Source organism: Streptomyces sp. Root1310 (assembly GCF_001426425.1).
Classification (GTDB): Bacteria; Actinomycetota; Actinomycetes; order Streptomycetales; family Streptomycetaceae; genus Streptomyces.
Genome location: NZ_LMEQ01000002.1, coordinates 238,930 through 265,497, shown reverse-complemented (window position 1 = coordinate 265,497; position 26,568 = coordinate 238,930). Strand labels below are relative to the sequence as shown.

The window sequence follows — 26,568 nt, the reverse complement described above, 5'->3', positions numbered from 1 at the left end:
GGATCCGGACGTGGTCTGGGCGTGGTTCGGGCGTGATCCGGCCGCAGTCCGGACGTGCTCCGGGCGTGGTCCGGGCAGGGGAGGACGTGCGGAAAGGAGTCCTGAAGGCTGTTCCGCGGCTGCCCCGGCCTCCTCAGGCTGCGCCCGGCCGATGCCCGGCGTCGCGTCGATTGACGGCGGCCGTCAATCGAGGACCGCGTTGTCAGTGGCGCGGTGCACCATGAGGGACATGAGCCTGAGCATCGACATCGCGGGGCTGCGGCCGGAGAGGGTCGCGGTCGTGCCCTCACCCCTGGCCGAGCTCGGCATGGCGCTGCACGCGCTGTCCGAGCCGGGGCACCATCCCGGCCTTCAGGGCTGGGTCACGGGCGTGACCGCCGGGCTCGACTCGCATCTGGCGGACCGGATGTGCGAGGCCGACTTCCTGTGGCGGACGACGTTCTCGGACATCTTCCTGCCGTACGCGGGCATCCCGGGCAGAAGTACGCTCCCCGGGGCCACGCTCGCCGAGGAACTCGACCTCCTGGACAAACTGACGGACGAGCAGTTCGTGGACTCCGCCCTGGAGTTCACCTGCGCGCCGGGGTACGACGTGCCGAGCCCCAACGTGCTCGCCGACCCGAACCTGCGTCGGCGCGCCTTCGAACTGGCCGCCACGCGCGGGCCGCGACAGGTGCGGTTCACGCAGCGGCTGCTCGACGACCCGCCCCGCGTGCGTGCCTGGCTGAGGCAGTTCCTGGAGGACTGCGACGAGGCGTTCTTCGCCGATGTCTGGGCGCGGGTGCGGCTCCCGCTCGCCACGGACGCCCGCTACAAGACGGATCTTCTGCGCCGCAAGGGCCTGGCGGAGGCCCTCGCCGCGGTGTCCTCGGCGGTGACGCTCGACGCGGACGCCGCGCGGATCACCGTGGACAAGCTGGTCCAGGGCCGCAGCGCCACCGGGGACGGCGGTCTGCTGCTGGTGCCGACGAGCCTCGGCTGGCCGCACCTGATGGTGCTGCACCGGTACGGCTGGCAGCCGGTGCTGCACTACCCGGTCGGCTCGCCGGAGCTGGCCTCGCCGCCCTCGGTGGAGCAGCTGACCCTGCGGATGAAAGCGCTGTCCCATCCCGTGCGGATGCGGATCTGCCGCCTGCTGGCCCGCAGCGCGTACACGACGACCGAGCTGGCCCAGGTGAACGGCATCACGGCCCCCGAGATATCCCGGCACCTCGCCGTCCTGAAGAGGGCGGGCCTGCTCACCACCCGCCGGCGCGGTCGCTATGTGCTGCACCAGCTCGACGTGACGGTGGTGGCCCGGCTGGGCAGCGACTTCCTGGAAGGGATGCTCCGCTAGCCGTCGCCGCGCCGTCTAAGCCACGGAGGCCACCCGGGTTCCGCCCGGGTTCCGCGTGGGTCAGCCGTGGCCGCCGTGGCCGCCGGCCCGGACGATCCCCGTCTCGTACGCGAGGACCACCACCTGCACCCGGTCGCGCAGCCCCAGCTTGGTCAGGATGCGGCCCACGTGGGTCTTCACGGTCGCCTCGGACAGCACCAGCCGGGCCGCGATCTCGCCGTTGGACAGCCCCTGGGCGACCAGCACCATGACCTCGCGCTCCCGCTCCGTGAGCCGCTCCAGCTCCTTGTGGCGGGGCTCCTTGCCGGTGGTGGGCAGCATCGGCGCGAACCGGTCGAGAAGGCGGCGGGTGGTGGACGGGGCGACCACCGCGTCGCCGCTGTGCACGGAGCGGATGGCGGCGAGGAGCTCGCCCGGCGGCACGTCCTTGAGCATGAACCCGGAGGCGCCCGCCTTCAGCCCGGAGAACGCGTACTCGTCCAGGTCGAAGGTGGTCAGGATCAGCACCTTGGGCGGTTCGGCCTCGGCGCAGATGCGCCGGGTGGCTTCCACGCCGTCCAGCTTCGGCATACGGACGTCCATGAGCACGACGTCGACCGCCGTGGAGCGCACCACCTGAAGGGCCTCGACGCCGTCGCCCGCCTCCGCCACGACCTCCATGTCCGGCTGGGCGGCGAGCACCATCCGGAACCCGGTGCGCAGCAGCACCTGGTCGTCGACGAGCATCACGCGGATCGTCATCGAGTCCTCTTCCGTTTCTTCTGTCTCTTCTTGTTGCTTCTGTTGCGTCTGGCGCTTCTGTTGCTTCTGGTGCTTCGGTCTTCGTCAGCCGGCGCGGATGACGCCGGGGGGCGTGCGCCGGGGGCGTGACAGGTGTCACCAGGGGCGTGCGTCGGCTTCAGTGCGCGGGTTTGAGCGGGAGCAGGGCGCTGATGCGGAATCCTCCGCCGGGCCGCGGGCCCGCGTCCAGGGTTCCGCCCACCATGCCTACGCGCTCACGCATGCCGATCAGGCCGTGACCCGCGCCGTCGGCGCCGCCCTCCTCGTACAGCTCGTGCGGGGCGCCCTTGCCGTCGTCCTCGACGAGCAGGCCGAGGCCGTCGTCGAAGTAGACCAGGCGCACGCTCGCGCCCGTGTTGGGCCCCCCGTGCTTGCGCGTGTTGGTCAGCGCCTCCTGCACGATCCGGTACGCCGTCAGCTCGACGCCGCTGGGCAGCGGCCGCGGCGTGCCCTCGACCTTGAAGTCCACGGGCAGGCCCGAGCCGCGGCACTGCTCGACGAGGTCCTCGATCTGCTCGACATCGGGCTGAGGCACGTACTCGCCGCCCTCCTGGTGCTCGCCGGTACGCAGCACGCCCAGCAGGCGGCGCATCTCCGCGAGAGCCTGGCGACCCGTGGAGGAGATCGTCTCCAGGGCCTTCTTCGCCTGGTCGGGCGCAGCGTCGAGGACATACGCGGCGCCGTCGGCCTGCACCACCATCACCGACACGTTGTGCGCGACGACGTCGTGCAGCTCCCGCGCGATGCGGGCGCGCTCGGCGGCGACCGCGACCTTCGCCTGCGCCTCGCGCTCCTTCTCCAGGCGGGCCGCGCGCTCCTCCAGCTGCGCGAAGTACGCGCGACGGGTGCGGATGGAGTCGCCCAGCACCCACGCGAGGGCGAACGGCACCGTCTGGAAGACGATGACCGCGACCTGGCCCGGCACGCTCGCGTTCTCGTGTGGCCAGCGCACCTGCGCCAGGGTGGCCGCGCCCAGCGCCATGACCAGCGCGAGGCGGGAGGCCCAGCGGGCGCCGGTCGCGGCGACCGTGTAGACGATCACCAGCAGGGAGAAGTCGGCCGCCGTGACCCCGACGTTCAGCACCAGCTGGGCCAGTCCGAGCGCCGCGGCGAGCACGAGCATCTGCTCGGGCATGCGTCGACGCAACGCGATGACCAGGCACAACAGGAACACGACCGGCACCAGCAGCGCCATGGAGTCGGTGCCGCCGCGATCCTGGCCCGCGGTTCCGGCAGCCGCGGAGATCCCGAACAGGACGAGGGCCCAGAAGCCGTCGACCCCGGTCGGGTGTCTGCGGAGGAAGTCATAGAGGCGCTGCACGTAACCCAGCGTAGGGAAGCCCGATGCGTGCAGGGGTCAACCGGAGGGCCGATCCGGTCCGGGCGCGCGTACTCCGCAAGGTGGATGCCGTGATCACCTGTACGCCTAGTCTGACCGGGTGGTGGACAAGGCGACGGGCTCGGGCGGGTGGCGCGGCTGGCGGGCGGCGATGCAGGCGGCGCTGTACGGCGTGGACGGAACGGGCGGCTTCTACCGTCGCTCCGAGGGCCCGGCCGGGCACTTCCGGACGTCCGTGCACGCCTCACCGCTGTTCGCCACGGCCGTGGCCCGGCTGCTGTGCCGGGTCGACGAGGCGCTCGGCCGGCCCGCTTCGCTCGACTTCGTCGACATGGCCGCCGGGCGGGGCGAACTGGTCACCGGGGTGCTGGCCGCGCTCCCCGCCGATGTGGCGGCACGCACCCGCGCGTACGCCGTCGAACTCGCCGACCGCCCTGCGGGCCTCGCCCACCGGATCGAGTGGCTGCCCGAGCCTCCACGGCGGCTCACCGGGCTGCTGTTCGCCAACGAGTGGCTGGACAACGTGCCGGTCGAGGTCGCGGAGGTCGACTCCGCGGGCGTGGCCCGGCTGGTGCTCGTCCGGGACACCGGGGCCGAGCGGCTCGGCGAGCCGGTGTCCGGCGCGGAGGCGGAGTGGCTCGCGCGGTGGTGGCCGACGGCGGGCGAGGAGGGGTTGCGGGCGGAGATCGGGCTGCCCCGGGACACGGCCTGGGCGTCCGCCGTCTCGTGCCTCGGGCGCGGGCTCGCGGTGGCGGTGGACTACGCGCACACGGCGCACGCGCGGCCCCCGTTCGGGACGCTCACCGGCTTCCGGGAGGGGCGCGAGACGGCACCCGTGCCGGACGGTTCCTGTGACATCACGGCCCACGTCGCGCTGGACGCGTGCGCGGAGGCGGGGGCAACGGCGGCGAAGGGCGCGGCGCGGGCCTCCGTCGGCGCGCGGCTGCTCACCCAACGCGCCGCGCTGCGTGCCCTGGGCATCGCCGGCGCACGCCCCCCGCTGGCGCTGGCGTCCACGGATCCCTCCGCGTACGTGCGCGCCCTCGCGAGCGCCGGAGAGGCCGCCGAACTCCTCGCGCCGGGCGGACTGGGCGACTTCGGATGGCTGCTCCAGCCGGTCGGCATCCCCCACCCGGTCGGCCCGGAGGCCGAGACCGGCTGACCGCCCGCGGCACGCCCCGCCCGCCGCCCGGCCTACTTGTCGATGTCCCCCACGACGAAGAACATCGACCCGAGGATCGCCACCATGTCCGAGACCAGCGTGCCCGGCAGCAGTTCGGTGAGCGCCTGGATGTTGTTGTACGAGGCCGAGCGGAGCTTCAGCCGGTACGGGGTCTTCTCGCCCTTGCTGACGAGGTAGTAGCCGTTGATGCCGAGGGGGTTCTCGGTCCACGCGTACGTGTGTCCCTCGGGCGCCTTGAGGACCTTCGGGAGCCGCTGGTTGATCGGACCGGGCGGCAGCTCCGCGAGACGGTCCAGGCAGGCGTCCGCGAGGTCGAGCGCGTTGTGCGTCTGCTCCAGGAGGCATTCGAAGCGCGCGAGACAGTCTCCCTCGGTCCGGGTCACCACCTTGAGGGTGTCCTGCAGCTCCCCGTAGGCGAGATAGGGCTCGTCGCGGCGCAGGTCGAAGTCGACACCCGAGGCGCGCGCGATCGGCCCGCTCACGCCGTACGCGTGCACGTACTCCGGCGCGAGCGTTCCCACGTCCCGTGTGCGCCCCCGGAAGATCTCGTTGCCGATCACCAGATCGTCGAAGACGTCCATGCGTGAGCGCACGGCGGCGACGGCGCCACGCGCGCGTGCGGCCCAGCCGGCCGGCAGATCCTCCTTGAGGCCGCCGACGCGGTTGAACATGTAGTGCATGCGCCCGCCGGAGACCTCCTCCATCACGTTCTGGAGCACTTCGCGCTCACGGAAGGCGTAGAAGACCGGGGTGATGCCACCCAGCTCCAGAGGGTAGGACCCCAGGAACATCAGGTGGTTCAGCACCCGGTTCAGCTCGGCGAGCAGGGTACGGGTCCACACCGCGCGCGGGGGGACCTCCATGCCGAGCATCCGCTCCACCGCGAGGACCACGCCCAGCTCGTTCGAGAACGCCGACAGCCAGTCGTGGCGGTTGGCCAGCATGACGATCTGGCGGTAGTCGCGTGCCTCGAACAGTTTCTCCGCGCCGCGGTGCATATAGCCGATCACCGGCTCCGCCTGCCGGATGCGCTCGCCGTCCAGGACGAGCCGCAGCCGCAGCACACCGTGCGTGGAGGGGTGCTGGGGGCCGATGTTGAGCACCATGTCGGTGCTCTCCGCGGCACCGCCGATCCCGACCGTGGTCTCCGTCGTAGGAGTCATGGGCACAGTCTCCCCTACGAGCTCCGCTACGTACGCTGACGGTATGGAAACGGGGAGCCCGGGTGGCGTGGGGACGACGGTGACCGGACCGGAGTGGATCGGACTGCCGCCGGGCCTGCTGCGGATGCGGCGGCTGCTGCTGGTGGTGTGGCTGGGGCTGGCGGCCGTCGGTGCCGGGCTGCTGCTCGGGCTGCTCGTCGGCCCCGCGTGGGCCGCGTTCGCACTGCTGCCCCTGATCGGCGTCGCATGGGGCTGGGTGCTGCTCGGCCGCAACTGGCACTCCTGGCGGTACGCCGAGCGGGCCGACGACCTGCTGATCAGCCGGGGCGTGCTGTGGCGCGAGGAGACCGTCGTGCCGTACGGGCGCATGCAGCTCGTCGAGGTCACCTCCGGGCCCGTCGAACGGCACTTCGGGCTGGCCAGCGTCCAGCTGCACACCGCGGCCGCCGCGACCGACGCGACCATCCCCGGCCTGGACCCGGCCGAGGCGGAACGGCTGCGCGACCGTCTCACCCAACTCGGCGAGGCCCGATCGGCGGGACTGTGACCACCCCGGGCGTCGAGGACGACGTACCCGACGTACCCGCCTCGACGAACACCAGGGACATCACAGAGACCGCAGAGACCGCAGAGACGACGGAGCCCACGAAATCCGCGGACGCCGCCGACGCCGCGAAGTCACCCGGCGCCCGGGAGACACCGGAAACTCCGGAAACTGTGGAAAAGCCGGAAAAGCCGAAGAAGACGGAGATACCGGACCCACCTGGCGTCCGCCTCGAACGGCCCGTCACCGAGCGCCGGCTGCATCCCGTCACGCCGTTCCGGCGGGCGTGGGCGCCGATCGCGGTCCTCGTCGGGTGGGCCGTGCACGACCCCAACCAGGCGCAGGAGCAGCTGACCCGGCTGACCACCACGACCCTGCTGATCGCGCTCGCCGTCCTCGTCCCGGCGGCTTCCCTCTACGGCTTTCTGACCTGGTGGTTCACCCATTTCTCGGTGACCGACAGCGAACTGCGCATCCGGACCGGCCTGCTGTTCCGGCGCGCCGCGCACATCCGGCTGGAACGCATCCAGGCGATCGACGTCGGTCAGCCGCTGCTCGCGCGGATCGCAGGCGTCGCGAAGCTCCGGCTCGACGTGGTCGGCGCCGAGAAGAAGGACGAACTGGCCTTCCTGGGCGAGGAGGAGGCCAGGGTGCTGCGGGCGGAGCTGCTCGCGCGGGCCGCGGGTTTCGCGCCGGAGACGGCGCACGAAGTGGGCGAGGCGCCCGCGCGCGAGCTGCTGCGCGTACCGCCGCGCGAACTCGCGATCGCGCTGGTGCTGACCGGCGCGACCTGGGGCGCGCTGGTCGCCGCGCTCGTCGTGCCGCCGGTGCTGTGGCTGGCCACCCACAGCGTGTGGACGGTCCTCGCGACCGGTCTGCCGCTGCTCGGCGCGGCGGGCGCGAGCAGCGTGGGACGGTTCGTCGGCGAGTACGACTGGACGGTCGGCGAGTCGCCCGACGGGCTGCGGATCGACCATGGGCTGCTGGACCGTACGCACGAGACGGTGCCGCCGGGGCGGGTGCAGACCGTGCGGATCGTGCAGCCGCTGCTGTGGCGGCGGCGCGGGTGGGTCCGGGTCGAGCTCGACGTGGCCGGCTCGGCGAACTCCGTGCTCGTGCCGGTCGCCCCGCGCGAGGCCGCGGAGGCCGTCGTCGCGCGCGTGCTGCCCGGGGTGATCGTCCCGGCCGGGACCTCGCTGTCGCGGCCGCCGCGGCGGGCCGGTCGGTGTGTACCGCTGTGGTGGCGGGGCTACGGGATCGCCGTCACGGACGCGGTGTTCGCCTCCCGGCACGGGCTGCTGCGCCGCAGCCTGGCGCTCGTCCCGCACGCCAAGGTGCAGAGCGCACGACTGACCCAAGGGCCCTGGCAGCGCCTCTGGCGGCTCGCGGACGTCCATGTGGACACGGGGGCCGACAAGACCGTCACAGCCCGGCTGCGGGACGCACAGGAGGCCGCGGAGCTGCTCCGCGGCCAGGCCGAACGGTCACGGACCGGGCGCCTGGACGCCCGGTCCGACCGGTGGATGACGTAGGACGCCTCGGGAGACGGCGTCAGGAGACGGCGCTGCGCAGTCCCTGGAGGTCGATGTGCTCCGTCTCGTCGTGGGCGGTCAGGTCGATGACCTGGCCCACACCGCGCGCCGCCTCGTCCAGCGGCTTGAACTCCGCCTCGGACTCGGCCTTGTGCAGGGCGAGGGCCTCCTGGCCGACGACATCGGCCAGATCCTCGTTCTGCACCGCCTCCAGGGCGTAGGGCGCCGACTCGCTCTTCGTGCCGAAGAAGTCGAAGCCTCCCTCGGCCGTCGGACGCCGGACGGGCTGCGCGGCCGGTACGACGGCCACGGCGGTCGGCACGGCGAAGTGGCCGGAGGGACGGCGCTGCACGGCACCGGCGGGGCGGGGGACGAGCGCACCGGCCCCGGTGGCGGACGCGGCCGAGGCGCCGTCGGGGGCGGAGTACACCGGCGGCGCGGGGCGTACGGTCTCCGCGTGGTCCAGGCGCTCGCCGACCACGACCGCTTCCGAAGCCACCGGCTCCGGGGCGAACTCCTCGGCGTCCTCCGCGTCCTCCGCGACGTCCGCGTGGTCCATGTGGTCCATGTGGTCCATGTGGTCCGCGTCCGCGTCCGCGGCGGGAGCCTGAGGGGCGATCGGGGCCTCGTCACCCGGGGCCTGGTCCTGCACACTCTCGTCGTCCGCGATCCGGTCGTCCGCGCTCCGGTCGACCGAGACCGTGTCGGCCCCGGCAGCCGTGTGGGGGGCGGTCGCGCGCGCGTGCTCGTCGACCGCCTCGGGCTTCCCCTGTGCTTCGTCCTCCTGCGCGGCCTCCGCGTCGCCGCCGGCGGCTGTGGCGCCGACGTCCGCGGAAGTCTCCCGCGCGGGCTCCTCCTCGGCGTGGTCCTCGGTCTTCGTCGCCCTCACGCCGTCGGTGTCGAACCGGGCCAGGGCCGCCTGGGCCCGCAGGAACAGCTTGGACCCCTCGGGAGAGAAGACCGCCGAACCCGTCGGCTCCTCCTCGGCCTCCGCGGCCTCCTCGGTCTCCGCGCCCGGTGCTGCGGTGGCCTCGCCGGACTCGGCAGCGTCTCCGGCACGGGCAGAGTCGTCGAACGCGGCCTCCTCGGCCGCCTCCTCGGCCCCGGCCGACACCTCGACGGCATCCGTGCCCTCGGCGTCCTCGATGTCGTCGGCGTCCTGCGCCGCGCGCGCGGCGGGCAGCGCGGGTGCGGGCGCCGCCTCTATCTCGAGCAGCCGGCGGCCCTCCAGGGCGCTGGCCCGCTCGGTCTCGGCCGTGGCGTAGCGACGCAGCAGCGCCGCGTGCTCGTTGCGCAGGCCCGCCAGTTCGGTGCGCTTGGACCGCAGGCGCTGCTCCAGCTTGACGCGCAGCTCACGTGATTCGTCGAGGTCGCTCTCCAGTTCGGCGACCCGTTCCTCGTAGCGCCACTCGTCACTGGCACGCGCGCGTGCCAGGTCGGCGACCTGTTTGCCGGCCTGCATGTCCCAGCGGCGCATCACGTACGCGCCGAGGATCGCCGTCGCCGCGGCGGCGGCGGCCAGACCACGGAGCGCCATCGGCTCCGTGAACACCCAGGGGCCGAGGGCGCAGACAAGGGAGACGCCTGCGATTGCCGAGGGAGGCAGCAGCCTGTGCAAAGGCGGGGAATGGCGGTGACGTCCACGTGGCATGGCCAGAAACTTACCGCGCGTAGGCGAATGTTGGCGCCCCGCCCCGCAAAAACACGGCCATACCGAAGTCTTCACAGGGCATCAGGAAACAACGCGGTCACGGAATTCGACAAGAAGCAAGATCATTTCCTGTTCGGGGCGCCCCGCACAGCCCACATGAAGTCCGGCCGAGCCTCCCGAGCCCCGCGACACCCCGGGCCTTCGACGCCCGTCAGCCCGCCTCCCGCATGCGGCATCCGCCGCCCGGCCCCGCCACCCGGCCCCCGCCGTCGGGCGCCGCTCACCGGTCGCTCAACCGCCCGCTGATCCACTCGAGCGTCGGCGGGATCTCCCGCCGCCAGGTGTTGAAGTTGTGCCCGCCGCTTTCCAGGATGATCGACGAGATCCTGGTCGTACCCGTGGCCTTCGCCAGGTCGATGAACTTCCGCGTGGCCTTGAAGTTGGATTCCCCGACCTTGCTGCTGGTGACGAGCAACGAGGTGGCGGGAGCGGAACGATTCTTCAGAAACCAGTGCAGATCCGCCTCGTTGCGCAGGGTCGCGTTCCCGTGGAAGAGGTCGCCCGTCGTCGGATCGGTCGGCGCCTTGTAGTACGCCGACAGGCCCGCGCCCGCCCCGTAGACCTCCGGGTGGTGCATCGCCAGCTTCAGCGCGCAGTAGCCGCCCGTGGAGTCGCCGATGATGCCCCAGCTGCCGGGCTTCCTGCCCACCCGGTAGTGGGCCGTCACGGCTTCCGGAAGGTCCTTGGCGAAGAACGACTCGGTCTGCGGGCCGCCCGGGATGTCCACGCACTCGGTGTCCCGCGGCGGCGCCACCGTCGGCCGCATCATCACCAGGATCATCGGCTGCATCCGCCCGTCCTCGGCGAGCTCCCGCGCGGTGCGCGGGTAGTGCAGTTTGTCCACCAGCGCCTCCGCCGTTCCGGGGTAACCCGTGAGGACGACGGCCGCGGGGAACGTACGCGTGCGGTACTGCGGGTCGAAGTACTCCGGCGGCAGGTACACGTACGCCGGCGTGGCTATGTGTGTCGTACGTCCGTTGACGGCGACCTTCTGGATCTGTCCGCCGAACTGCGGACGCCCGCCCCCGCCGTCCACGCGCCGGGTGTCGACCACCCGCAGCGGTCCCGCCGGGGCGCCGCCCGCCGCGTGGTCGACGACCACGCCCTGGTCGGTCTCCCGACCGAACAGGTCCGCCCAGCTCGCGTAGAAGCCGAACGCCTGGTTGGCGGTCAGCCCCACCGACACGAACAGCGCCAACTGGGTGGCCAGCAGCAGGCCGATCCGCCCGCTGACGGCCCGCCAGCCGTTCCGGGCCAGACGCGGCCACAGCCACACCGTGCCGACGAACAGCAGTAAGGCGAACAGCACTGACAACAGCAGTATTTTGTCGCTCGTGAGCCCCATGCGGTGGTTTCCTGCCTGCTCTCCGTCCGGGATCGCGCCCGCTCCCCCGACTCCTTCGCGAGGGCTTGTCCCGAACTTTCCTTCGCCTTTTCAGTGGCTTTGAGGAGACGAGTGAACCTCTCTCCTCAAGACACCGTCCTAGAGGGCGCAATGTCGCCGGATGCCCGAATCGGGCCCGGGTCCAAGGTCTCTCGCGGAACTACGGGATGCGATGTCTGTCACTCAAGATGGGGAAATGTCGGGCGGGGTTCCGCACCGATCAAGCCGGGTGCGGCAGATAGTGCGAGGTCCGCGCCCCGAGTCCGTCCCTGCCCTGGTCGCCCGCGCCTGTGCCCTCGTGGGCCTGCTGGATGTCGCCGGAGGCGTCTTCCCGCGGTTCAGGCACAGCCGTATGCACACCTTCGCCGAGGTGCTGCCCGGCTCGTTCGGGCCCTTCGCGGCCGCGCTGTCCCTCAGCGCCGGCGTCCTGCTGCTGCTGCTCGCCCACGGCCTCAAGCGCGGCAAGCGGCGCGCGTGGCGCGCGGCGGTGGTGCTGCTCCCGGCGGGCGCGGTGGCCCAGTTCGTGTACCGGCACTCGATCGTGGGCGCACTCATCTCGGTCGCCCTCCTGGCTCCGCTGCTCATGCACCGCGACCAGTTCGCGGCACTGCCCGACCCGCGCAGCCGCTGGCGCGCGCTCGCCAACTTCGTCCTCATGGGCGCCGGTTCCCTCGGTCTGGGGCTGATCATCGTCAGCGTCCACCCGCGGCGCCTGATCGGCGACCCGAGCCTGGCCGATCGCATTACGCACGTCCTGTACGGCCTCTTCGGCTTCGAGGGCCCGGTCGACTACCAGGGCAACACTTCCTGGACGGTCGCCTTCTCCCTGGGCGCTCTCGGCTGGATCACCGCGGTCACCACGATCTACCTCGCCTTCCGCCCCGAGCACCCGGCCGCCCGCCTCACGGAGGAGGACGAGGTGCGCCTGCGTGCCCTGCTGGACAAGCACGGCCGCCGCGACTCCCTGGGCCACTTCGCGCTGCGCCGCGACAAGGCCGTGGTCTTCTCGCCCAGCGGCAAGGCGGCGGTGACCTACCGCGTCGTCTCCGGCGTGATGCTCGCCAGCGGCGACCCCATCGGCGACGTCGAGGCCTGGCCCGGCGCCATCGAACGCTTCATGGACGAGGCCAAGGCCCACTCCTGGACGCCCGCCGTCATGGGCTGCTCGGAGACGGGCGGCGAGGTCTGGACCCGTGAGACCGGCCTCGACGCGCTCGAGCTGGGTGACGAGGCGGTGGTGGACGTGGCGGATTTCTCCCTGGCCGGCCGCGCGATGCGCAACGTGCGTCAAATGGTCAAGCGCATCGAGCGCGCCGGTTACGAGACCCGGGTACGGCGCGTCCGTGACCTCGGCGAGGCCGAACTGGAGCGCATCCGGCGGGCCTCCGAGGACTGGCGCGGCACCGACACCGAGCGCGGCTTCTCGATGGCCCTGGGCCGGGTCGGGGACGCCGCCGACGGGGACTGCCTCATCGCCACCGCGCACAAGGCCGACGAGGTCCCCGGCGAGTACGGCGACCTGAAGGCGATCCTGCACTTCGTGCCCTGGGGCCCGGACGGCGCCTCCCTGGACCTGATGCGCCGCGACCGCTCGGCCGACCCGGGCATGAACGAACTCCTGATCGTCGCCGCTCTCCAGGCCGCCCCGAAGTTCGGCATCGCGCGCGTGTCCCTGAACTTCGCCATGTTCCGCTCGGCGCTGGCGCGCGGCGAGAAGATCGGCGCGGGCCCGGTGCTGCGGGCCTGGCGCGGGCTGCTGGTGTTCCTCTCCCGCTGGTTCCAGATCGAGTCGCTGTACAAGTTCAACGCCAAGTTCCAGCCGCGCTGGGAGCCCCGCTTCGTCGTCTACCGGGCCTCCGGCGACCTTCCCCGCATCGGCTTCGCCGCCATGCAGGCCGAGGGCTTCGTCAGCCTCGCCCTGCCGCTGCCGCGCTTCCTGCGCCGCCGCTCCGCAGCGGCACGCGTGTGTACGCACGCGGTGGGCGAGCGCGACGTACGCGCGGCGTAGGCGCGGCGACGCCGGGCCGGCGGGCCGGGGCCGCCGCCCGGGCCACGAGACCGGCCCGGCCGGCGGCCCCGCCTCGTCCCGGCTCCGGGGCTTCCACCCGGGCCGCACCGCGGCACGGCCCCCCGCTGGGCCTACGCTGAACGCATGAGCAAGCAGAGCGGACGCGGGCGCGTCGTCGGTCTTCCGGAATGGGACCGCTGCGCGGTCATGGGAGTCGTCAACGTGACCCCCGACTCCTTCTCCGACGGCGGCCGCTGGTTCGACACGACGGCCGCCGTCAAGCACGGCCTCCAGCTCGTCGCCGAGGGCGCGGACCTCGTGGACGTCGGCGGCGAGTCCACGCGCCCGGGCGCCAGCAGGGTCGACGAGACCGAGGAGCTCCGCCGGGTCATCCCCGTGGTCCGCGGCCTCGCCTCCGAGGGTGTCGTCGTGTCCGTCGACACGATGCGCGCCTCCGTCGCCGCCAGGGCCCTCGCGGCCGGTGCCGCCCTCGTCAACGACGTCAGCGGCGGCCTCGCCGACCCGGCGATGATCCCGGCCGTCGCGGACACGGGCGCCCCCTTCGTCGTCATGCACTGGCGCGGCTTCCTCGAGGGCGGCAACGTCAGGGGCGTCTACGCCGATGTCGTCGCCGAGGTCGTGGACGAACTCCACGCGCGCGTGGAGGCCGTCCTGGCGGGCGGCGTCTCCCCGGACCGCATCGTCGTCGACCCGGGTCTCGGCTTCTCCAAGGAGGCCGATCAGGACCTCTCCCTGCTGGCCCACCTCGACCGGCTGCACTCGCTCGGGCACCCGCTGCTCGTCGCGGCGTCCCGCAAGCGGTTCCTCGGCCGTGTCCTGGCCGGCCCGGAGGGCGCGCCGCCGCCCGCGCGCGAGCGCGACGCCGCCACCGCCGCCGTCTCGGCCCTCGCGGCGCAGGCGGGCGCCTGGGCGGTCCGCGTGCACGAGGTACGCGCGACGGCGGACGCGGTCCGGGTCGCCCGCGCCGTGGAGGGGGCGCGCGAGGAAGACAGCGCGCCCGGCACGGGCGCACCACGCCCGGCGCGCACCGCCGCGGGCGAACCAGCGGCCCCCGACGCACACCGCGACGGGCACGGCCCGAGCGGCGCAGAAGGAGTCCGGTGAGCGCCCCCCACACCGACGTCGAGCAGGTCGAGGCCGCCAACACGGCCTTCTACGAGGCGCTGGAGCAAGGCGACTTCGACGGGGTGTCCGCGCTCTGGCTCACCCCGGCCGACCTGGGCGTGGACGAGACGTACCACGATCCGGCGGACGTCGGCGTGATCTCCTGCGTGCACCCCGGCTGGCCCGTGCTCACCGGCCGGGGCGACGTGCTGCGGTCCTACGCCCTGATCATGGCGAACACCGACTACATCCAGTTCTTCCTCACCGACGTGCATGTCTCCGTGACCGGCGACACCGCGCTGGTGAACTGCACCGAGAACATCCTCAGCGGCGGCCCGGCGCCGGAGGACGGCGAGGAGCTCGGGCCGCTCGTCGGCCAGCTGGTGGTCGCGACGAACGTGTTCCGTCGCACCTCCGACGGCTGGAAGCTGTGGTCGCACCACGCCTCCCCGGTACTGACGGAGAACGACGAAGCCGACGGTGCCGAAGACCCCGAGAGTGACGAGAACCCCTCCTGAGCGGGTAGGCGGACCACAGGAAGGGAGCAGGAGTCCCTGAGCTGACCCACAGGGACCAAGAAGTGGTTGGAATCACGAACCCGTGGGTAGGGGCGGCTACCAGCCCGTGAGCAGCCGGGTTCCCGCAGGGAAACGCCCGGTGAAAAGACCGACTCCGGCCGGGGCCACCGTGGCCGGAGCCCGGGTCTGGCCGTGCTCGCGGGTAGATTCGTTCGAGGCCGGGGTGCCGCCCGCACCCGGACGCACCGGCCGAAACCGACGACTGCAGGAGTGATTCGCGTGGATCGTGTCGCGCTGCGCGGCCTGAAGGCCCGCGGGTACCACGGCGTGTTCCCCAAGGAACGCGAGGAGGGCCAGACCTTCATCGTGGACCTCGTCCTGGGCCTGGACACCCGACCGGCCGCGGCCGACGACGACCTGGCGAAGACCGTCCACTACGGCATCGTGGCGGAGGAGGTCGTCGCCGTCGTCCAGGGCGAGCCCGTCGACCTCATCGAGACGCTCGCGGAGCGCATCGCCCAGGCCTGTCTGAAGCACGAAGGGGTCCAGGAGGTCGAGGTCTGCGTCCACAAACCGGACGCGCCGATCACGGTCCCCTTCGACGACGTGACCGTCACCATCATCCGGAGCCGAGTATGACCGCGTTCTTCACCGAGGGTCAGAGCGACCCGACCGTACAGCCGGTACCCGCCTCCGTGGTGGAGAAGGTCGACGCCGCCGACACCACCCTGCACAATCCCCAGCGGGCCGTGATCGCCCTCGGCTCCAACCTGGGCAACCGCCTGGAGACCCTCCAGGGCGCCATCGACGCCCTCGAGGACACCCCGGGCGTGCGCATCAAGGCCGTGTCCCCGGTATACGAGACGGAGCCCTGGGGCGTCGAGCCCGGCAGCCAGCCCTCGTACTTCAACGCGGTGGTCGTGCTGAAGACGACCCTCCCGCCGTCCTCCCTGCTGGAGCGGGCGCACGCGGTCGAGGAGGCCTTCCACCGGGTGCGCGACGAGCGCTGGGGCGCGCGCACGCTCGACGTCGACATCGTCGCGTACGCCGACGTCGTCGACGACGATCCGCACCTCACGCTCCCCCACCCCCGCGCCCACGAACGCGCCTTCGTCCTCGCCCCCTGGCACGACGTGGAGCCCGAGGCCCAGCTGCCCGGCCGCGGCACGGTAGCCGGTCTGCTCGACATCGTGACCCTCGAGGGCGTCGCGGCACGCAAGGACCTGGAACTCCACCTGCCCGAGTAGTCGTTAAGGTCGACAGGACCACTGCCCGCGGGATGTCCATGCCCGCGGGCTCGGGGGAGTTGAAGGGACACCGTGAGAGAGCTGCGCATCAGGGTGCTGGCCGGCGTGTTCGGCGTGGCCGCGATCCTGTCCTGGGCCGGCGCCCGCCTGTGGAACTCGATCGGGACCCTCCCCAGCGTCCCGCTGGCCGCGCCCATCGTCCTCGCCCTGATCGCCGTGGTGCTCACCGCCACCGCGCTGTCGCTGCGCGCCCGGCTCAAGGCCCAGCGTGAGCGCCGCCCCGAGGCAAAGGGCGTCGACCCGCTGATGGCGGCCCGCGCGGTCGTGTTCGGCCAGTCAAGCGCCCTGGTGGCCGCCCTCGTCTCCGGCATGTACGGCGGGACGGGCGTCTTCCTGCTGGAGTCCCTGGACATCCCCGCCCGCCGCGACCAGGCCATCTACGCCGGTTTCTCGGTTCTGGCGGGCATCGCGGTCATAGCGGCGGCCATCTTCCTGGAGCGCGTCTGCAAGCTGCCCGAGGACGACGACCACGACAAGGGGGCGACGTCACCGGCGTGACGTCGCCGGGGTGAGCACAGACCCCGTCAGCGCGCCATGATCAGGCTCATCGCCTCGTTGCGCGTCGCCGCGTCCCGCAGCTGCCCCCGCACCGCCGAGGTGATGGTCTTGGCGCCGGGCTTGCGGATGCCCCGCATGGACATGCACATGTGCTCGCACTCGATGACGACGATCACCCCACGCGGCTCCAGGATCTCCATCAGGGAGTCGGCGATCTGCGTGGTGAGACGTTCCTGCACCTGCGGACGGCGCGCGTAGACGTCCACGAGACGGGCCAGCTTGGACAGGCCGGTGATCTTGCCACTGGTGGACGGGATGTAGCCGACATGGGCGACACCCCTGAACGGCACCAGATGGTGTTCACAGGTGCTGAACACCTCGATGTCCTTCACGAGCACCATCTCGTCGTGCCCGAGGTCGAAGGTGGTCGTCAGCACGTCCTCGGGCTGCTGCCACAGCCCCGCGAATATCTCCTTGTACGCCCGCGCCACCCGCCCAGGCGTCTCCCGGAGGCCCTCGCGGTCCGGGTCCTCGCCGACCGCGATCAGCAGCTCGCGTACGGCGTTCTCGGCGCGCTTCTCGTCGAACTCGCCGATGGCGCCCTCGCCGTCCAGCGTCACGGGGTCGGTCATGTGGTGCCTCGTTCCTGTGCGGGTCACGCGTGTGGGTCACGCGCCTCATCGCGGCATGGAAGACATCAGACGAAAATGCCGCGCCCCCCAGGCTAGAACCTGGGGGGCGCGGCATCCATTCCGGGCCTGGTGGGGCGCCCGCGAGCCGGATCAGCTCTCGGGGCGGTCCTCCGGAGCCGGCTCGGTCACCGGGGTGGGCTCCACCGCGGTGGACTTCGCCGTGGAGATCGCCGGCGTCGCGCCGTTGGCGCCGTTCGTCAGTGCGAGCTCCCGGGGGGAGAGCACCGGCGGACGGGTGGACGGCGTGCGCCGCGAGGAACCGGTCCAGGCGGGCCGGGCCGGGCGCTTGACGATGGCGGAGAAGACCTCGGCGATCTGCTCCTTGTTCAGCGTCTCCTTCTCGAGCAGCTGAAGCACCAGGTTGTCGAGGACGTCGCGGTTCTCGACCAGGATCTCCCAGGCCTCGTTGTGCGCCGTCTCGATGAGCTTCTTGACTTCCTCGTCCACCAGCGCGGCGACCTCTTCCGAGTAGTCGCGCTGGTGAGCCATCTCACGGCCGAGGAACGGCTCGGTGTTGTCGCCGCCGAACTTGATCGCGCCCAGTCGCTCGGTCATGCCGTACTGGGTGACCATCGCGCGGGCCGTGGCGGTGGCCTTCTCGATGTCGTTCGCGGCGCCGGTGGTCGGGTCGTGGAAGACCAGTTCCTCGGCGGCACGACCGCCCAGCATGTAGGCCAGCTGGTCGAGCATCTCGTTGCGCGTGGTCGAGTACTTGTCCTCGTCCGGCAGGACCATCGTGTAACCGAGGGCCCGTCCGCGCGACAGGATCGTGATCTTGTGGACCGGGTCGGAGTTCGGGGAGGCCGCCGCGACCAGGGCGTGTCCGCCCTCGTGGTACGCGGTGATCTTCTTTTCCTTGTCCGACATGATCCGGGTCCGCTTCTGCGGGCCCGCCACGACGCGGTCGATGGCCTCGTCCAGCGAGTGGTTGTCGATGAGCTTCTTGTCGCTGCGCGCCGTGAGGAGCGCCGCTTCGTTCAGCACGTTCGACAGGTCCGCGCCGGTGAAGCCCGGGGTGCGGCGGGCGACGGCCGACAGGTCGACGTCCGGAGCGACCGGCTTGCCCTTCTGGTGAACCTTGAGGATCTCCAGACGGCCCTGCATGTCCGGGCGGTCGACCGCGATCTGGCGGTCGAAGCGGCCGGGACGCAGCAGCGCGGGGTCGAGGATGTCGGGACGGTTCGTGGCGGCGATGAGGATCACGCCGCCCTTCACGTCGAAGCCGTCCATCTCGACGAGCAGCTGGTTCAGCGTCTGCTCGCGCTCGTCGTGACCACCGCCGAGGCCGGCGCCGCGGTGGCGGCCGACCGCGTCGATCTCGTCGACGAAGACGATCGCCGGGGCGTTCGCCTTGGCCTGCTCGAAGAGGTCACGGACCCGGGAGGCACCGACACCGACGAACATCTCGACGAAGTCGGAACCGGAGATCGAGTAGAAGGGAACGCCCGCCTCGCCGGCGACGGCGCGCGCGAGGAGCGTCTTGCCGGTACCGGGCGGGCCGTACAGGAGTACGCCCTTGGGGATCTTGGCGCCGACGGCCTGGAACTTCGCCGGTTCCTGGAGGAACTCCTTGATCTCGTGGAGTTCCTCGACGGCCTCGTCCGAGCCCGCGACGTCGGCGAAAGTCGTCTTCGGGGTGTCCTTGGTGATGAGCTTGGCCTTGGACTTCCCGAAGTTCATGACTCGGGAGCCGCCGCCCTGCATCTGATTCATCAGGAACAGGAAGACGACCACGATGAGGACGAAGGGGAGCAGGGACAGCAGGATCCCGACGAAGGCGTTCTGCTTCGTCGGCGAGACTGTGTATCCGTCCGGGATCTGCTTGTCCTGGTACTTGGTCTGCAGCGTGTTCGCAATGGTCACGCCTTGGTCGCCGATATAGCTCGCCTGGATCTTCGAGCTGTCCTTGACCTTTTCGCCGTCCTTGAGCGTGACCTTGATGGTCTGCTCGTCACCGGTGGTGAGCTTGGCCGACTCGACCTTGTTGTCGTTGATCGCTGCAATGACCTGGCCGGTGTCCACCGTCTTGTAGCCGCCGGACGAGCCGACGACCTGCATCAACACGACCACGGCAAGGACGGCCAGCACGATCCACATGACCGGCCCACGGAAGTATCGCTTCACGTCCATCCATACGGAGCGGTGTCGCCCCGTCCCTCCTGCCATAGTGAGTTTGATAAGACAGTTCTTCTGACGGTACCCCAGCTTTGTCGCGCGGAGCCGCACGGTACGGCTGGCGCACCCGTCTGCATGCTCCAACGGCGAAAGGCCCGCCGGGGTTCCCGATCTTCGTACGGGGCTTGGGCCCTTCGGGTCTCAGCCGCCGTAGACGTGGGGCGCGAGCGTACCGACGAACGGGAGGTTGCGGTACTTCTCGGCGTAGTCGAGGCCGTAGCCGACGACGAACTCGTTGGGAATGTCGAAGCCGACCCACTCGACGTCGATGGCGACCTTCGCGGCCTCGGGCTTGCGCAGCAGCGTGCACACCTTGAGGGTGGCGGGCTCGCGCGAGCCGAGGTTGGAGATCAGCCAGGACAGCGTCAGACCGGAGTCGATGATGTCCTCGACGATCAGGACGTGACGGCCCTTGATGTCGGTGTCCAGGTCCTTGAGGATCCGCACGACACCGGAGGACTGGGTGCCCGCGCCGTAGGACGACACGGCCATCCAGTCCATGGTGACGGGGGTGGACAGGGATCGGGCGAGGTCGGCCATGACCATCACGGCGCCCTTGAGCACACCGACGATGAGCAGGTCCTTGCCCGCGTACTCCGCGTCGATCTTCGCGGCCAGCTCTACCAGCTTCGCGTCGATCTCTTCCTTGGTGATGAGCACCTCTTTGAGGTCGGTGCCCATGTCTTTCGCGTCCACCCGCATCACTTTCGGTTGTCCCACCGGCCACCGAGACCGCCCACGACCACGTAAGCGGTCCTGCCGGAGGGCCCGGATTCAGCCTTGCCGAATCACCAGTCTGCCACCCTGACGCTGGGCGACGACTTTGCCGGGGAGATTGATGACCCCCTGGCCGCGCCAACCGGTGATCAGCCGGTCGACCTCCTCGATGTGCCGGGCGAAGAGGGAACCGGCCGGAGCGCCCGCCTCGATGGCGGCGCGGCGCAGGATCCGACGGCGCACGGCGGGCGGCAGCGCGTAGAGCTTGGCGCACTCCAGAAGACCGGCGGCGTCCCGTACGGAGGCCTCGGCCTGGCCCGCCCAGGCGTCGAGGGCGTCGGCGTCGTCACGGGAGAGCTGGGCCGTACGGGCGAGCGCCTCGACGACGCCCTTGCCGAGGGCCTTCTCCAGGGCGGGCAGCCCCTCGTGGCGCAGCCGGGAGCGGGTGTAGGCCGGGTCGGCGTTGTGCGGGTCGTCCCAGACGGGCAGGGACTGGACCATGCAGGCCTTGCGGGCGGTCTGCCGGTCGAGCTGGAGGAAGGGGCGCCGGTAACGGCCGTCGGCCCCCGAGACCGCAGCCATCCCGGACAGGGAGCGGATGCCGGAGCCGCGGGCGAGGCCGAGCAGGACGGTCTCGGCCTGGTCGTCGCGGGTGTGGCCGAGCAGGATCGCGGCCGCGTCGTGGCGGGCTGCGGCGGCGTCGAGGGCGGTGTAACGCGCATCACGGGCCGCGGCCTCGGGCCCGCCTTCACGGCCGACGGTCACGGCCGTGGCCTCGACGGGGTCGAGGCCGAGTTCACGCAGGCGCAGGACGACTTCCTCGGCGCGCAGGTCGGAACCGGGCTGGAGGCCGTGGTCGACGGTGACACCGCCGGCCCGGATGCCGAGCCGGGGCGCCTCGAAGGCGAGGGCGGAGGCGAGCGCCATGGAGTCGGCGCCACCCGAGCATGCCACGAGCACGAGCGGCGGTGCCGGTCGCTCGTGGGAGGCCGTCTCGGGGGTGGAGTGGTCGTTGAGGATGTCGTGGAGTACGCGGCGGACCGCCAGGCGTATCGCCGCGACCGCAGGATGGGGACCCACTGTCCGGTTCCCTTCATGAAGTTGTCGGGGGTGAACCCGAAGTTCGGTCACGCAGAGTGTGTAGATGGTGACAGAACCGGGCCGTTCCCCGAGCATTGCACGCCTGCCGAGGGCTCACGGTCCCTCGGACGGGTGATTGAAGGGGCGTTCGCCTGCCGTCGGCCGGATTCATTCACCGCCTTTCGGCGGGTTCATGACTCGGCCTTGCGGTGCACTCGCGTGACCCAGTCCGCCGGCTTGGCGATCTCGGCCTTCGTCGGAAGTGTGTTCGGGGAGGTCCATACACGGTTGAAGCCGTCCATCCCGACCTGGTCGACGACGGCCCGTACGAAGCGCTCGCCGTCCCGGTACTGCTTGAGCTTGGCGTCCAGGCCCAGCAACTTCCGCAGGGCGATGTCCAGTCGGGAGGCGCCCTTGGCGCGGCGCTGCTGGAACTTCTCACGGATCTCGGCGACGGTCGCCACGACTTCCGGGCCCACTCCGTCCATGACGAAGTCGGCGTGTCCTTCCAGGAGGGACATCACGGCGGTGAGGCGGGCGAGGATCTCCCGCTGGGCGGGCGTCTGCACCAACTCGACCAGGGAACGGCCGCCGTCGTCCTCCTCGCCCTCGGGCCGGCCGCCGGAGAGGGACTGGGCCGCTTCCCTGACCCGCTCCAGGAACGTCATGGGGTCGACGTCGGTCTCGCCCAGGAACGACTGGATTTCACCCTCGAGGTGGTCCCGCAGCCAGGGCACGGCCGAGAACTGGGTGCGGTGCGTCTCCTCGTGGAGGCACACCCACAGCCGGAAGTCATGCGGATCCACGTCGAGTTCGCGTTCCACGTGGACGATGTTCGGCGCGACGAGCAGCAGGCGGCCGCCGCCGTTGGCCCCGGCGGGGAGCGCGCGGGTGGCGGGGGCGAAGGTCTCGTACTGGCCGAGGACGCGGGAGGACAGGAAGGACAGCAGCATGCCGAGTTCGACGCCGGTGACCTTGCCGCCGACGGCACCGAGGACCGCGCCGCCGGGGGTGTTGCCGCGCCGCTCCTGCATCTTGTCGAGGAGCGGTTTGAGGATCTCGCGGAAGCCCGCCACGTTCGCCGCCACCCAGCCCGGGCGGTCGACGACGAGGACCGGCGTGTCGTGGATGTCCTCGGTCCCCATACGAGTGAAGCCCCGGACGTGTCCCTCCGAGGCCTTGGCGTGTCGGCGCAGTTCCGCGACGACGGCTCGCGCCTCGTCACGGCTGACCTCGGGCCCCGGCCGCACGAGCCGGGTCGCGGTCGCCACCGCGAGATTCCAGTCGACCATCCCCGATGAAGCAGCGCCACCGATGCTCGTCATGCGTCAACCGTACGTGAGCGCCGCCGTTGGGGGCAGGCCACAGGAGACCGGTCAGGGAGATGTCAGGGTCGGGCACGGCGCGGCTCGGGGGTGCCCGGGCCGCGCCGCTCAGCGACAGCCGCAGCCCGCCAGCGCCGTCGCCGCCCGGTCCAGCGCCACCTGGGCCGAGGCCGGATCGGTCGTGCCGGCGGCCAGGAGGGCGAACGCGAGGAGGCGGCCGTCCTGGTCGACGACCGTGCCGGCGAGGGTGTTCACGCCGGTCAGGGTCCCGGTCTTGGCGCGGACGACGCCGGCCGCGCCCTCCGTGTAGCGGCTGGTGAGGGTGCCGGTGAAACCTGCGACGGGAAGGCCGGTGAGGACGGGGCGCAGGTCGGGGCGGCCGGCGTCACCGGCCTTGACCAGGAGGGCGGTCAGGAGGTTCGCCGTGAGCCGGTCCTCGCGGTCGAGGCCACTGCCGTCCTTGATCCGGACGCCGGTCAACGGCACTCCGAGCTTCTTCAGTTGTGCCCGGACGGCCTTTCCGGCCCCGGCGAAGTCGGCGCGCACACCGGTGGCGACGGCGGTCTGGCGGGCGAGTGCCTCGGCGATGTCGTTGTCGCTGTTGGTCAGCATCCGTTCGACCAGGACGGACAGCGGGGGCGAGGAGACCGTGGCGAGGGTCGTCGCGCGCGTGGTGGCCTTGGACGGGCCGGGGGCCGAGGTCTTGATGCCGGCGGCCTCGAGGAACTCCGCGAACTTGCGGGTCGCGTCGGCCGCCGGGTCGCTCACGCGGGTCGTCGGGCCGCTGGTGGAGTCGTCGGTGCGGCCCTCGTCGGCGGACAGGGCGGTGACGGCGGCGAGGTTGGGGTTGACCCCGATGGGGTGAACCTGGGTTCCGGCGAACAGCGTCGTGTCGTACGAGAGCGTCACCTGGGTGAGGCCGCGCTTCTTCAGGGCGGCCGCCGTGGAAGCGGCGAGGGTGCGCAGGTCGGCCCAGCCCTCGGCGTCCGCGCGGGCCGTGAGGGTGGGGTCGCCGCCGCCGACGAGGACGACTTCCCTGGTGTCGGGTTCCAGCGCGGCGCGGGTGGTGAGGCGGTGCTCGCCGCCCATCGCGGAGAGCGCGGCGACCGCGGTGGCGATCTTCGTCGTGGACGCCGGGGTCAGCGCCTCGTCGGCCCCGGAGCCGTACAGCCGCTTGCCGGTGGCCACGTCGACGACCACGGCGGTCCGCCGGGTACCGAGGGCCGGATCGCCCAGGAGGGGGTCCAGGACGCCCGAGAGGCCCGTGCTTGTCGGAAGGGCGTTCGGGGCGGACTTCACTGCGTTGGCGGTGCCACCGAGGCCCGTGAGGACGGAGGCGGCGCTCGGCGCGGGCCGCGGCGCTCCGGCGGCCGTGTCGGAGGTACCGGACGAATCGTCCGTACGGCCGTGATCTGTGCCACCCGCCTGTTCCAGGGCGGCCGCCCGGTCCCGCTCGGCCGTACGCTGACCGGTGGAGTCCCAGGGGCCGGCGGCGGTCACCACACCGGCGGCCAGCGCCAGCCCGGCGGTCGCCGCACCCGCGGTGTACTGCCACGACCTGGTGTTCGGACCGGCCTTCGTGATCCGCTCGAGCTGCGGCTTCGCCGCCTGCGTGAGCCGTGCGACCTGCGGCTTCGCGGCCGCCGCCACACGTGCGAGACGAGGCCTTACGATCCCTGCGGCCCGTGCCAGACGCGGTCGAACGGCGTCCGTGACCCGCACCACGTGCGGTCTCACGGCCCGCCAAGGCCTCAGCTCTGGCACGAACACCAGCCCCTTTCGCGATCACACTGCGGCGTGAGGGACACTTAACCACCAGAACTATGTGCTGATCATGGAGGAGCCACCGGTGGAGTTCGACGTCACGATCGAGATCCCGAAGGGTTCGCGGAACAAGTACGAGGTGGACCACGAGACCGGTCGGATCCGCCTGGACCGTCGACTCTTCACCTCGACCGCCTACCCGACCGACTACGGATTCGTCGAGAACACTCTCGGCGAGGACGGTGACCCGCTGGACGCGCTGGTCATCCTGGACGAGCCGACGTTCCCGGGCTGTCTGATCCGCTGCCGCGCGATCGGCATGTTCCGGATGACGGACGAGGCCGGCGGCGACGACAAGCTGCTGTGCGTCCCGTCGACCGACCCGCGCGTGGAGCACCTGCGGGACATCCACCACGTGTCGGAGTTCGACCGGCTGGAGATCCAGCACTTCTTCGAGGTCTACAAGGACCTGGAGCCCGGCAAGTCCGTCGAGGGCGCCGACTGGGTGGGCCGCACCGACGCCGAGGCCGAGATCGAGCGGTCCTACAAGCGCTTCAAGGACCAGGGCGGCCACTGAGGCCTCTGTCGCCTGATGCCGTCGGAAGGGTCGCACGCGTACGCGTGCGACCCTTCCGCGCGTCTGTGCGCATACTGAGGCCTACGGAAGGTGTCGTTCAGGGAGCGTTGCTGAGTGTCGGAGGCGGAGGACCGCAAACCGCAGTCGGACGAGGCGAGGAGTGGTTTCGACCCCGAGATCACGTCCGAGTTCGCCATCCCGGCGGGGCTGGCAGTCCCCAGAACCGGCGGTGAACCGGAGACCACGTCGGAGTTCGCCGTCCCGAGCGGGCTGGACGTGGGTCCGCCCGCCGCCGCGGAGGGCGAGGGCTCGGCGTTCAGCCTGCCGAGCACCTACAGCGCCCGGCAGGCCCCGGTGGCCTTCACACCGGCCGAAGGCGTGCCGGTGGTGAGTCTGATCAAGGACCTGCCCTGGCAGGACCGGATGCGCACGATGCTGCGGATGCCGGTGGCCGACCGGCCCGCGCCGGAGCCGGGGCCGAAGGCGGAGGAGGGCGGTCCGGCCGTCCCGCGCGTGCTCGACCTGACCTTGCGTATCGGCGAGCTGCTGCTCGCGGGCGGGGAGGGCGCCGAGGACGTGGAGGCCGCGATGTTCGCGGTCTGCCGCTCCTACGGCCTCGACCGCTGCGAACCGAACGTCACCTTCACGCTGCTGTCGATCTCGTACCAGCCGTCCCTGGTGGAGGACCCGGTGACGGCGTCCCGGACGGTCCGCCGCCGGGGCACCGACTACACGCGCCTGGCGGCCGTCTTCCGGCTCGTGGACGACCTGAGCGACCCGGAGAGCCATCTCTCCCTGGAAGAGGCCTACCGGCGGCTCGCGGAGATGCGCCGCAACCGGCATCCCTACCCCACCTGGGTGCTGACGTCGGCGAGCGGGCTGCTCGCGGGCGCGGCCTCGGTGCTGGTCGGCGGCGACCTGGTCGTGTTCGTGGCGGCGGCGCTCGGCGCGATGCTCGGCGACCGGCTGGCGTGGCTCTGCGCGGGGCGCGGGCTGCCGGAGTTCTACCAGTTCCTGGTCGCCGCGATGCCGCCGGCCGCGATAGGCATCGCGCTGACGCTGGCGAACGTCGAGGTGAAGGCGTCCGCGGTGATCACCGGTGGGCTGTTCGCACTGCTGCCCGGACGGGCGCTGGTGGCGGGTGTCCAGGACGGCCTGACCGGTTTCTACATCACCGCGGCCGCGCGCCTGCTGGAGGTCATGTACTTCTTCGTGGGCATCGTGGCGGGCGTGCTGGTGATGCTCTACGTCGGTGTGCAACTCGGCGCGCATCTCAATCCCGACGCGGCCCTGGGCATCACGAAGCGGCCGCTGTGGCAGATCGGCGCGTCGATGCTGCTGTCGTTGACCTTCGCGGTGCTGCTCCAGCAGGAACGATCCACCGTGCTGGCCGTCACCCTGAACGGCGGTGTGGCGTGGTCGGTGTACGGCGCGATGCACTACGCCGGGGAGATCTCGCCGGTCGCCTCCACGGCCGTCGCGGCGGGCGTGGTGGGCCTGTTCGGGCAGTTGCTCTCGCGCTACCGGTTCGCTTCCGCCCTGCCGTACACGACCGCCGCGATCGGGCCCCTGCTGCCGGGATCGGCGACCTACTTCGGGCTGCTGGCCATCGCGCAGAACGAGGTGGACGCGGGGCTGGTGTCGATCACCAAGGCCGCGGCACTGGCGATGGCCATCGCGATCGGCGTGAACCTCGGGTCCGAGATCTCGCGGCTGTTCCTGCGGATCGGCTCCGCCGAGAAGCGGCGGGCCGCGAAGCGGACGCGGGGCTTCTGAGCCTCTGGTGGCTCCGGTCGTCCTGGTGAGCCCG

At 71.5% G+C, this 26,568-nt stretch carries 24 protein-coding genes; 12 read left to right on the top strand and 12 right to left on the bottom strand.

The genetic code is table 11. The features are described from left to right. Nucleotides 1–229 precede the first annotated feature (229 nt). The gene (locus ASD48_RS10850) at nt 230–1,336 is read left to right on the top strand and encodes a DUF5937 family protein (protein WP_057601315.1); all 1,107 of its coding nucleotides are present in this window, start codon (nt 230–232) and stop codon (nt 1,334–1,336) included. Between the two features lie 60 nt (nt 1,337–1,396). Here the strand turns inward: ASD48_RS10850 and ASD48_RS10845 are convergent, their stop codons facing one another. Further along, entirely contained in the window at nt 1,397–2,077 is a 681-nt protein-coding gene (locus tag ASD48_RS10845; protein WP_057601313.1) for a response regulator transcription factor, read from the bottom strand. 157 nt (nt 2,078–2,234) lie between these two features. After that, complete coding sequence (locus ASD48_RS10840; RefSeq protein WP_057601311.1) at nt 2,235–3,437, bottom strand: sensor histidine kinase; 1,203 nt, start codon at nt 3,435–3,437, stop codon at nt 2,235–2,237. A 169-nt stretch (nt 3,438–3,606) separates the two neighbouring features. On the opposite strand from ASD48_RS10840, the gene ASD48_RS10835 reads away from it, so the two are divergent. Continuing rightward, complete coding sequence (locus tag ASD48_RS10835) at nt 3,607–4,617, top strand: SAM-dependent methyltransferase (RefSeq protein WP_107104290.1); 1,011 nt, start codon at nt 3,607–3,609, stop codon at nt 4,615–4,617. Between the two features lie 32 nt (nt 4,618–4,649). On the opposite strand, the gene ASD48_RS10830 is transcribed toward ASD48_RS10835, so the two are convergent. After that, complete coding sequence (locus ASD48_RS10830) at nt 4,650–5,801, bottom strand: NADH-quinone oxidoreductase subunit D (protein WP_057601306.1); 1,152 nt, start codon at nt 5,799–5,801, stop codon at nt 4,650–4,652. A gap of 43 nt (nt 5,802–5,844) precedes the next feature. On the opposite strand from ASD48_RS10830, the gene ASD48_RS10825 reads away from it, so the two are divergent. Further along, the gene (locus tag ASD48_RS10825) at nt 5,845–6,348 is read left to right on the top strand and encodes a PH domain-containing protein (RefSeq protein ID WP_057601304.1); all 504 of its coding nucleotides are present in this window, start codon (nt 5,845–5,847) and stop codon (nt 6,346–6,348) included. A 203-nt stretch (nt 6,349–6,551) separates the two neighbouring features. Continuing rightward, nucleotides 6,552–7,877, top strand: a complete 1,326-nt coding sequence (locus ASD48_RS10820) for a PH domain-containing protein (RefSeq protein ID WP_057601391.1) — start codon at nt 6,552–6,554, stop codon at nt 7,875–7,877. Nucleotides 7,878–7,896: 19 nt separating this feature from the next. On the opposite strand, the gene ASD48_RS10815 is transcribed toward ASD48_RS10820, so the two are convergent. From ASD48_RS10815 to ASD48_RS45945, 3 genes are all read right to left on the bottom strand, one after another. Further along, the gene (locus ASD48_RS10815; RefSeq protein ID WP_348983211.1) at nt 7,897–9,414 is read right to left on the bottom strand and encodes a hypothetical protein; all 1,518 of its coding nucleotides are present in this window, start codon (nt 9,412–9,414) and stop codon (nt 7,897–7,899) included. Between the two features lie 394 nt (nt 9,415–9,808). Further along, a complete protein-coding gene (locus ASD48_RS10810; protein ID WP_057601300.1) occupies nt 9,809–10,933 on the bottom strand; it encodes an alpha/beta hydrolase-fold protein in 1,125 nt (374 codons plus the stop codon). Between the two features lie 259 nt (nt 10,934–11,192). Further along, nucleotides 11,193–11,318 (bottom strand): hypothetical protein, encoded by a 126-nt coding sequence (locus ASD48_RS45945; RefSeq protein ID WP_282438183.1) that lies wholly within the window; start codon nt 11,316–11,318, stop codon nt 11,193–11,195. Between ASD48_RS45945 and ASD48_RS10805 the strand changes: the two genes are divergently transcribed. From ASD48_RS10805 to ASD48_RS10780, 6 genes are all read left to right on the top strand, one after another. Beyond that, nucleotides 11,271–12,980, top strand: a complete 1,710-nt coding sequence (locus ASD48_RS10805) for a phosphatidylglycerol lysyltransferase domain-containing protein (protein WP_242432572.1) — start codon at nt 11,271–11,273, stop codon at nt 12,978–12,980. The genes ASD48_RS45945 and ASD48_RS10805 overlap by 48 nt on opposite strands. Before the next feature lie 144 nt (nt 12,981–13,124). Further along, nucleotides 13,125–14,105, top strand: coding sequence for a dihydropteroate synthase (gene folP, locus ASD48_RS10800; protein WP_057601296.1), 981 nt, complete (start codon nt 13,125–13,127; stop codon nt 14,103–14,105). Beyond that, nucleotides 14,102–14,623, top strand: coding sequence for a nuclear transport factor 2 family protein (locus ASD48_RS10795; protein WP_057601294.1), 522 nt, complete (start codon nt 14,102–14,104; stop codon nt 14,621–14,623). Before folP ends, ASD48_RS10795 begins: the two co-directional genes overlap by 4 nt. 279 nt (nt 14,624–14,902) lie before the next feature. After that, nucleotides 14,903–15,262: a dihydroneopterin aldolase gene (gene folB, locus ASD48_RS10790; RefSeq protein WP_057601292.1), complete on the top strand. Its 360-nt coding sequence runs from the start codon at nt 14,903–14,905 to the stop codon at nt 15,260–15,262. Next, the gene (gene folK / locus ASD48_RS10785) at nt 15,259–15,870 is read left to right on the top strand and encodes a 2-amino-4-hydroxy-6-hydroxymethyldihydropteridine diphosphokinase (RefSeq protein WP_057601290.1); all 612 of its coding nucleotides are present in this window, start codon (nt 15,259–15,261) and stop codon (nt 15,868–15,870) included. Before folB ends, folK begins: the two co-directional genes overlap by 4 nt. 72 nt (nt 15,871–15,942) lie before the next feature. Continuing rightward, the gene (locus tag ASD48_RS10780; RefSeq protein ID WP_057601288.1) at nt 15,943–16,428 is read left to right on the top strand and encodes a DUF3180 domain-containing protein; all 486 of its coding nucleotides are present in this window, start codon (nt 15,943–15,945) and stop codon (nt 16,426–16,428) included. Nucleotides 16,429–16,454: 26 nt separating this feature from the next. Here the strand turns inward: ASD48_RS10780 and folE are convergent, their stop codons facing one another. From folE to dacB, 6 genes are all read right to left on the bottom strand, one after another. After that, nucleotides 16,455–17,060 carry a GTP cyclohydrolase I FolE gene (gene folE / locus ASD48_RS10775; RefSeq protein WP_057601286.1) on the bottom strand — a complete coding sequence of 202 codons (606 nt, stop codon included), beginning with the start codon at nt 17,058–17,060 and terminating at the stop codon, nt 16,455–16,457. Between the two features lie 150 nt (nt 17,061–17,210). Then, nucleotides 17,211–19,250, bottom strand: coding sequence for an ATP-dependent zinc metalloprotease FtsH (gene ftsH, locus ASD48_RS10770; protein ID WP_020132504.1), 2,040 nt, complete (start codon nt 19,248–19,250; stop codon nt 17,211–17,213). A gap of 186 nt (nt 19,251–19,436) precedes the next feature. Then, nucleotides 19,437–19,997, bottom strand: a complete 561-nt coding sequence (gene hpt / locus ASD48_RS10765; RefSeq protein WP_057601282.1) for a hypoxanthine phosphoribosyltransferase — start codon at nt 19,995–19,997, stop codon at nt 19,437–19,439. A 72-nt stretch (nt 19,998–20,069) separates the two neighbouring features. Then, nucleotides 20,070–21,092, bottom strand: coding sequence for a tRNA lysidine(34) synthetase TilS (gene tilS, locus ASD48_RS10760; RefSeq protein WP_057601279.1), 1,023 nt, complete (start codon nt 21,090–21,092; stop codon nt 20,070–20,072). A gap of 191 nt (nt 21,093–21,283) precedes the next feature. After that, nucleotides 21,284–22,417, bottom strand: coding sequence for a zinc-dependent metalloprotease (locus ASD48_RS10755; protein ID WP_079073709.1), 1,134 nt, complete (start codon nt 22,415–22,417; stop codon nt 21,284–21,286). Nucleotides 22,418–22,525: 108 nt separating this feature from the next. Then, complete coding sequence (gene dacB / locus ASD48_RS10750; RefSeq protein ID WP_057601277.1) at nt 22,526–24,187, bottom strand: D-alanyl-D-alanine carboxypeptidase/D-alanyl-D-alanine-endopeptidase; 1,662 nt, start codon at nt 24,185–24,187, stop codon at nt 22,526–22,528. Between the two features lie 79 nt (nt 24,188–24,266). On the opposite strand from dacB, the gene ASD48_RS10745 reads away from it, so the two are divergent. Together ASD48_RS10745 and ASD48_RS10740 are read left to right on the top strand one after the other, a co-directional pair. After that, nucleotides 24,267–24,758 (top strand): inorganic diphosphatase, encoded by a 492-nt coding sequence (locus tag ASD48_RS10745; protein ID WP_007452023.1) that lies wholly within the window; start codon nt 24,267–24,269, stop codon nt 24,756–24,758. Nucleotides 24,759–24,872: 114 nt separating this feature from the next. Then, nucleotides 24,873–26,534 (top strand): threonine/serine exporter family protein, encoded by a 1,662-nt coding sequence (locus ASD48_RS10740; protein ID WP_057601276.1) that lies wholly within the window; start codon nt 24,873–24,875, stop codon nt 26,532–26,534. Nucleotides 26,535–26,568 lie beyond the last annotated feature (34 nt).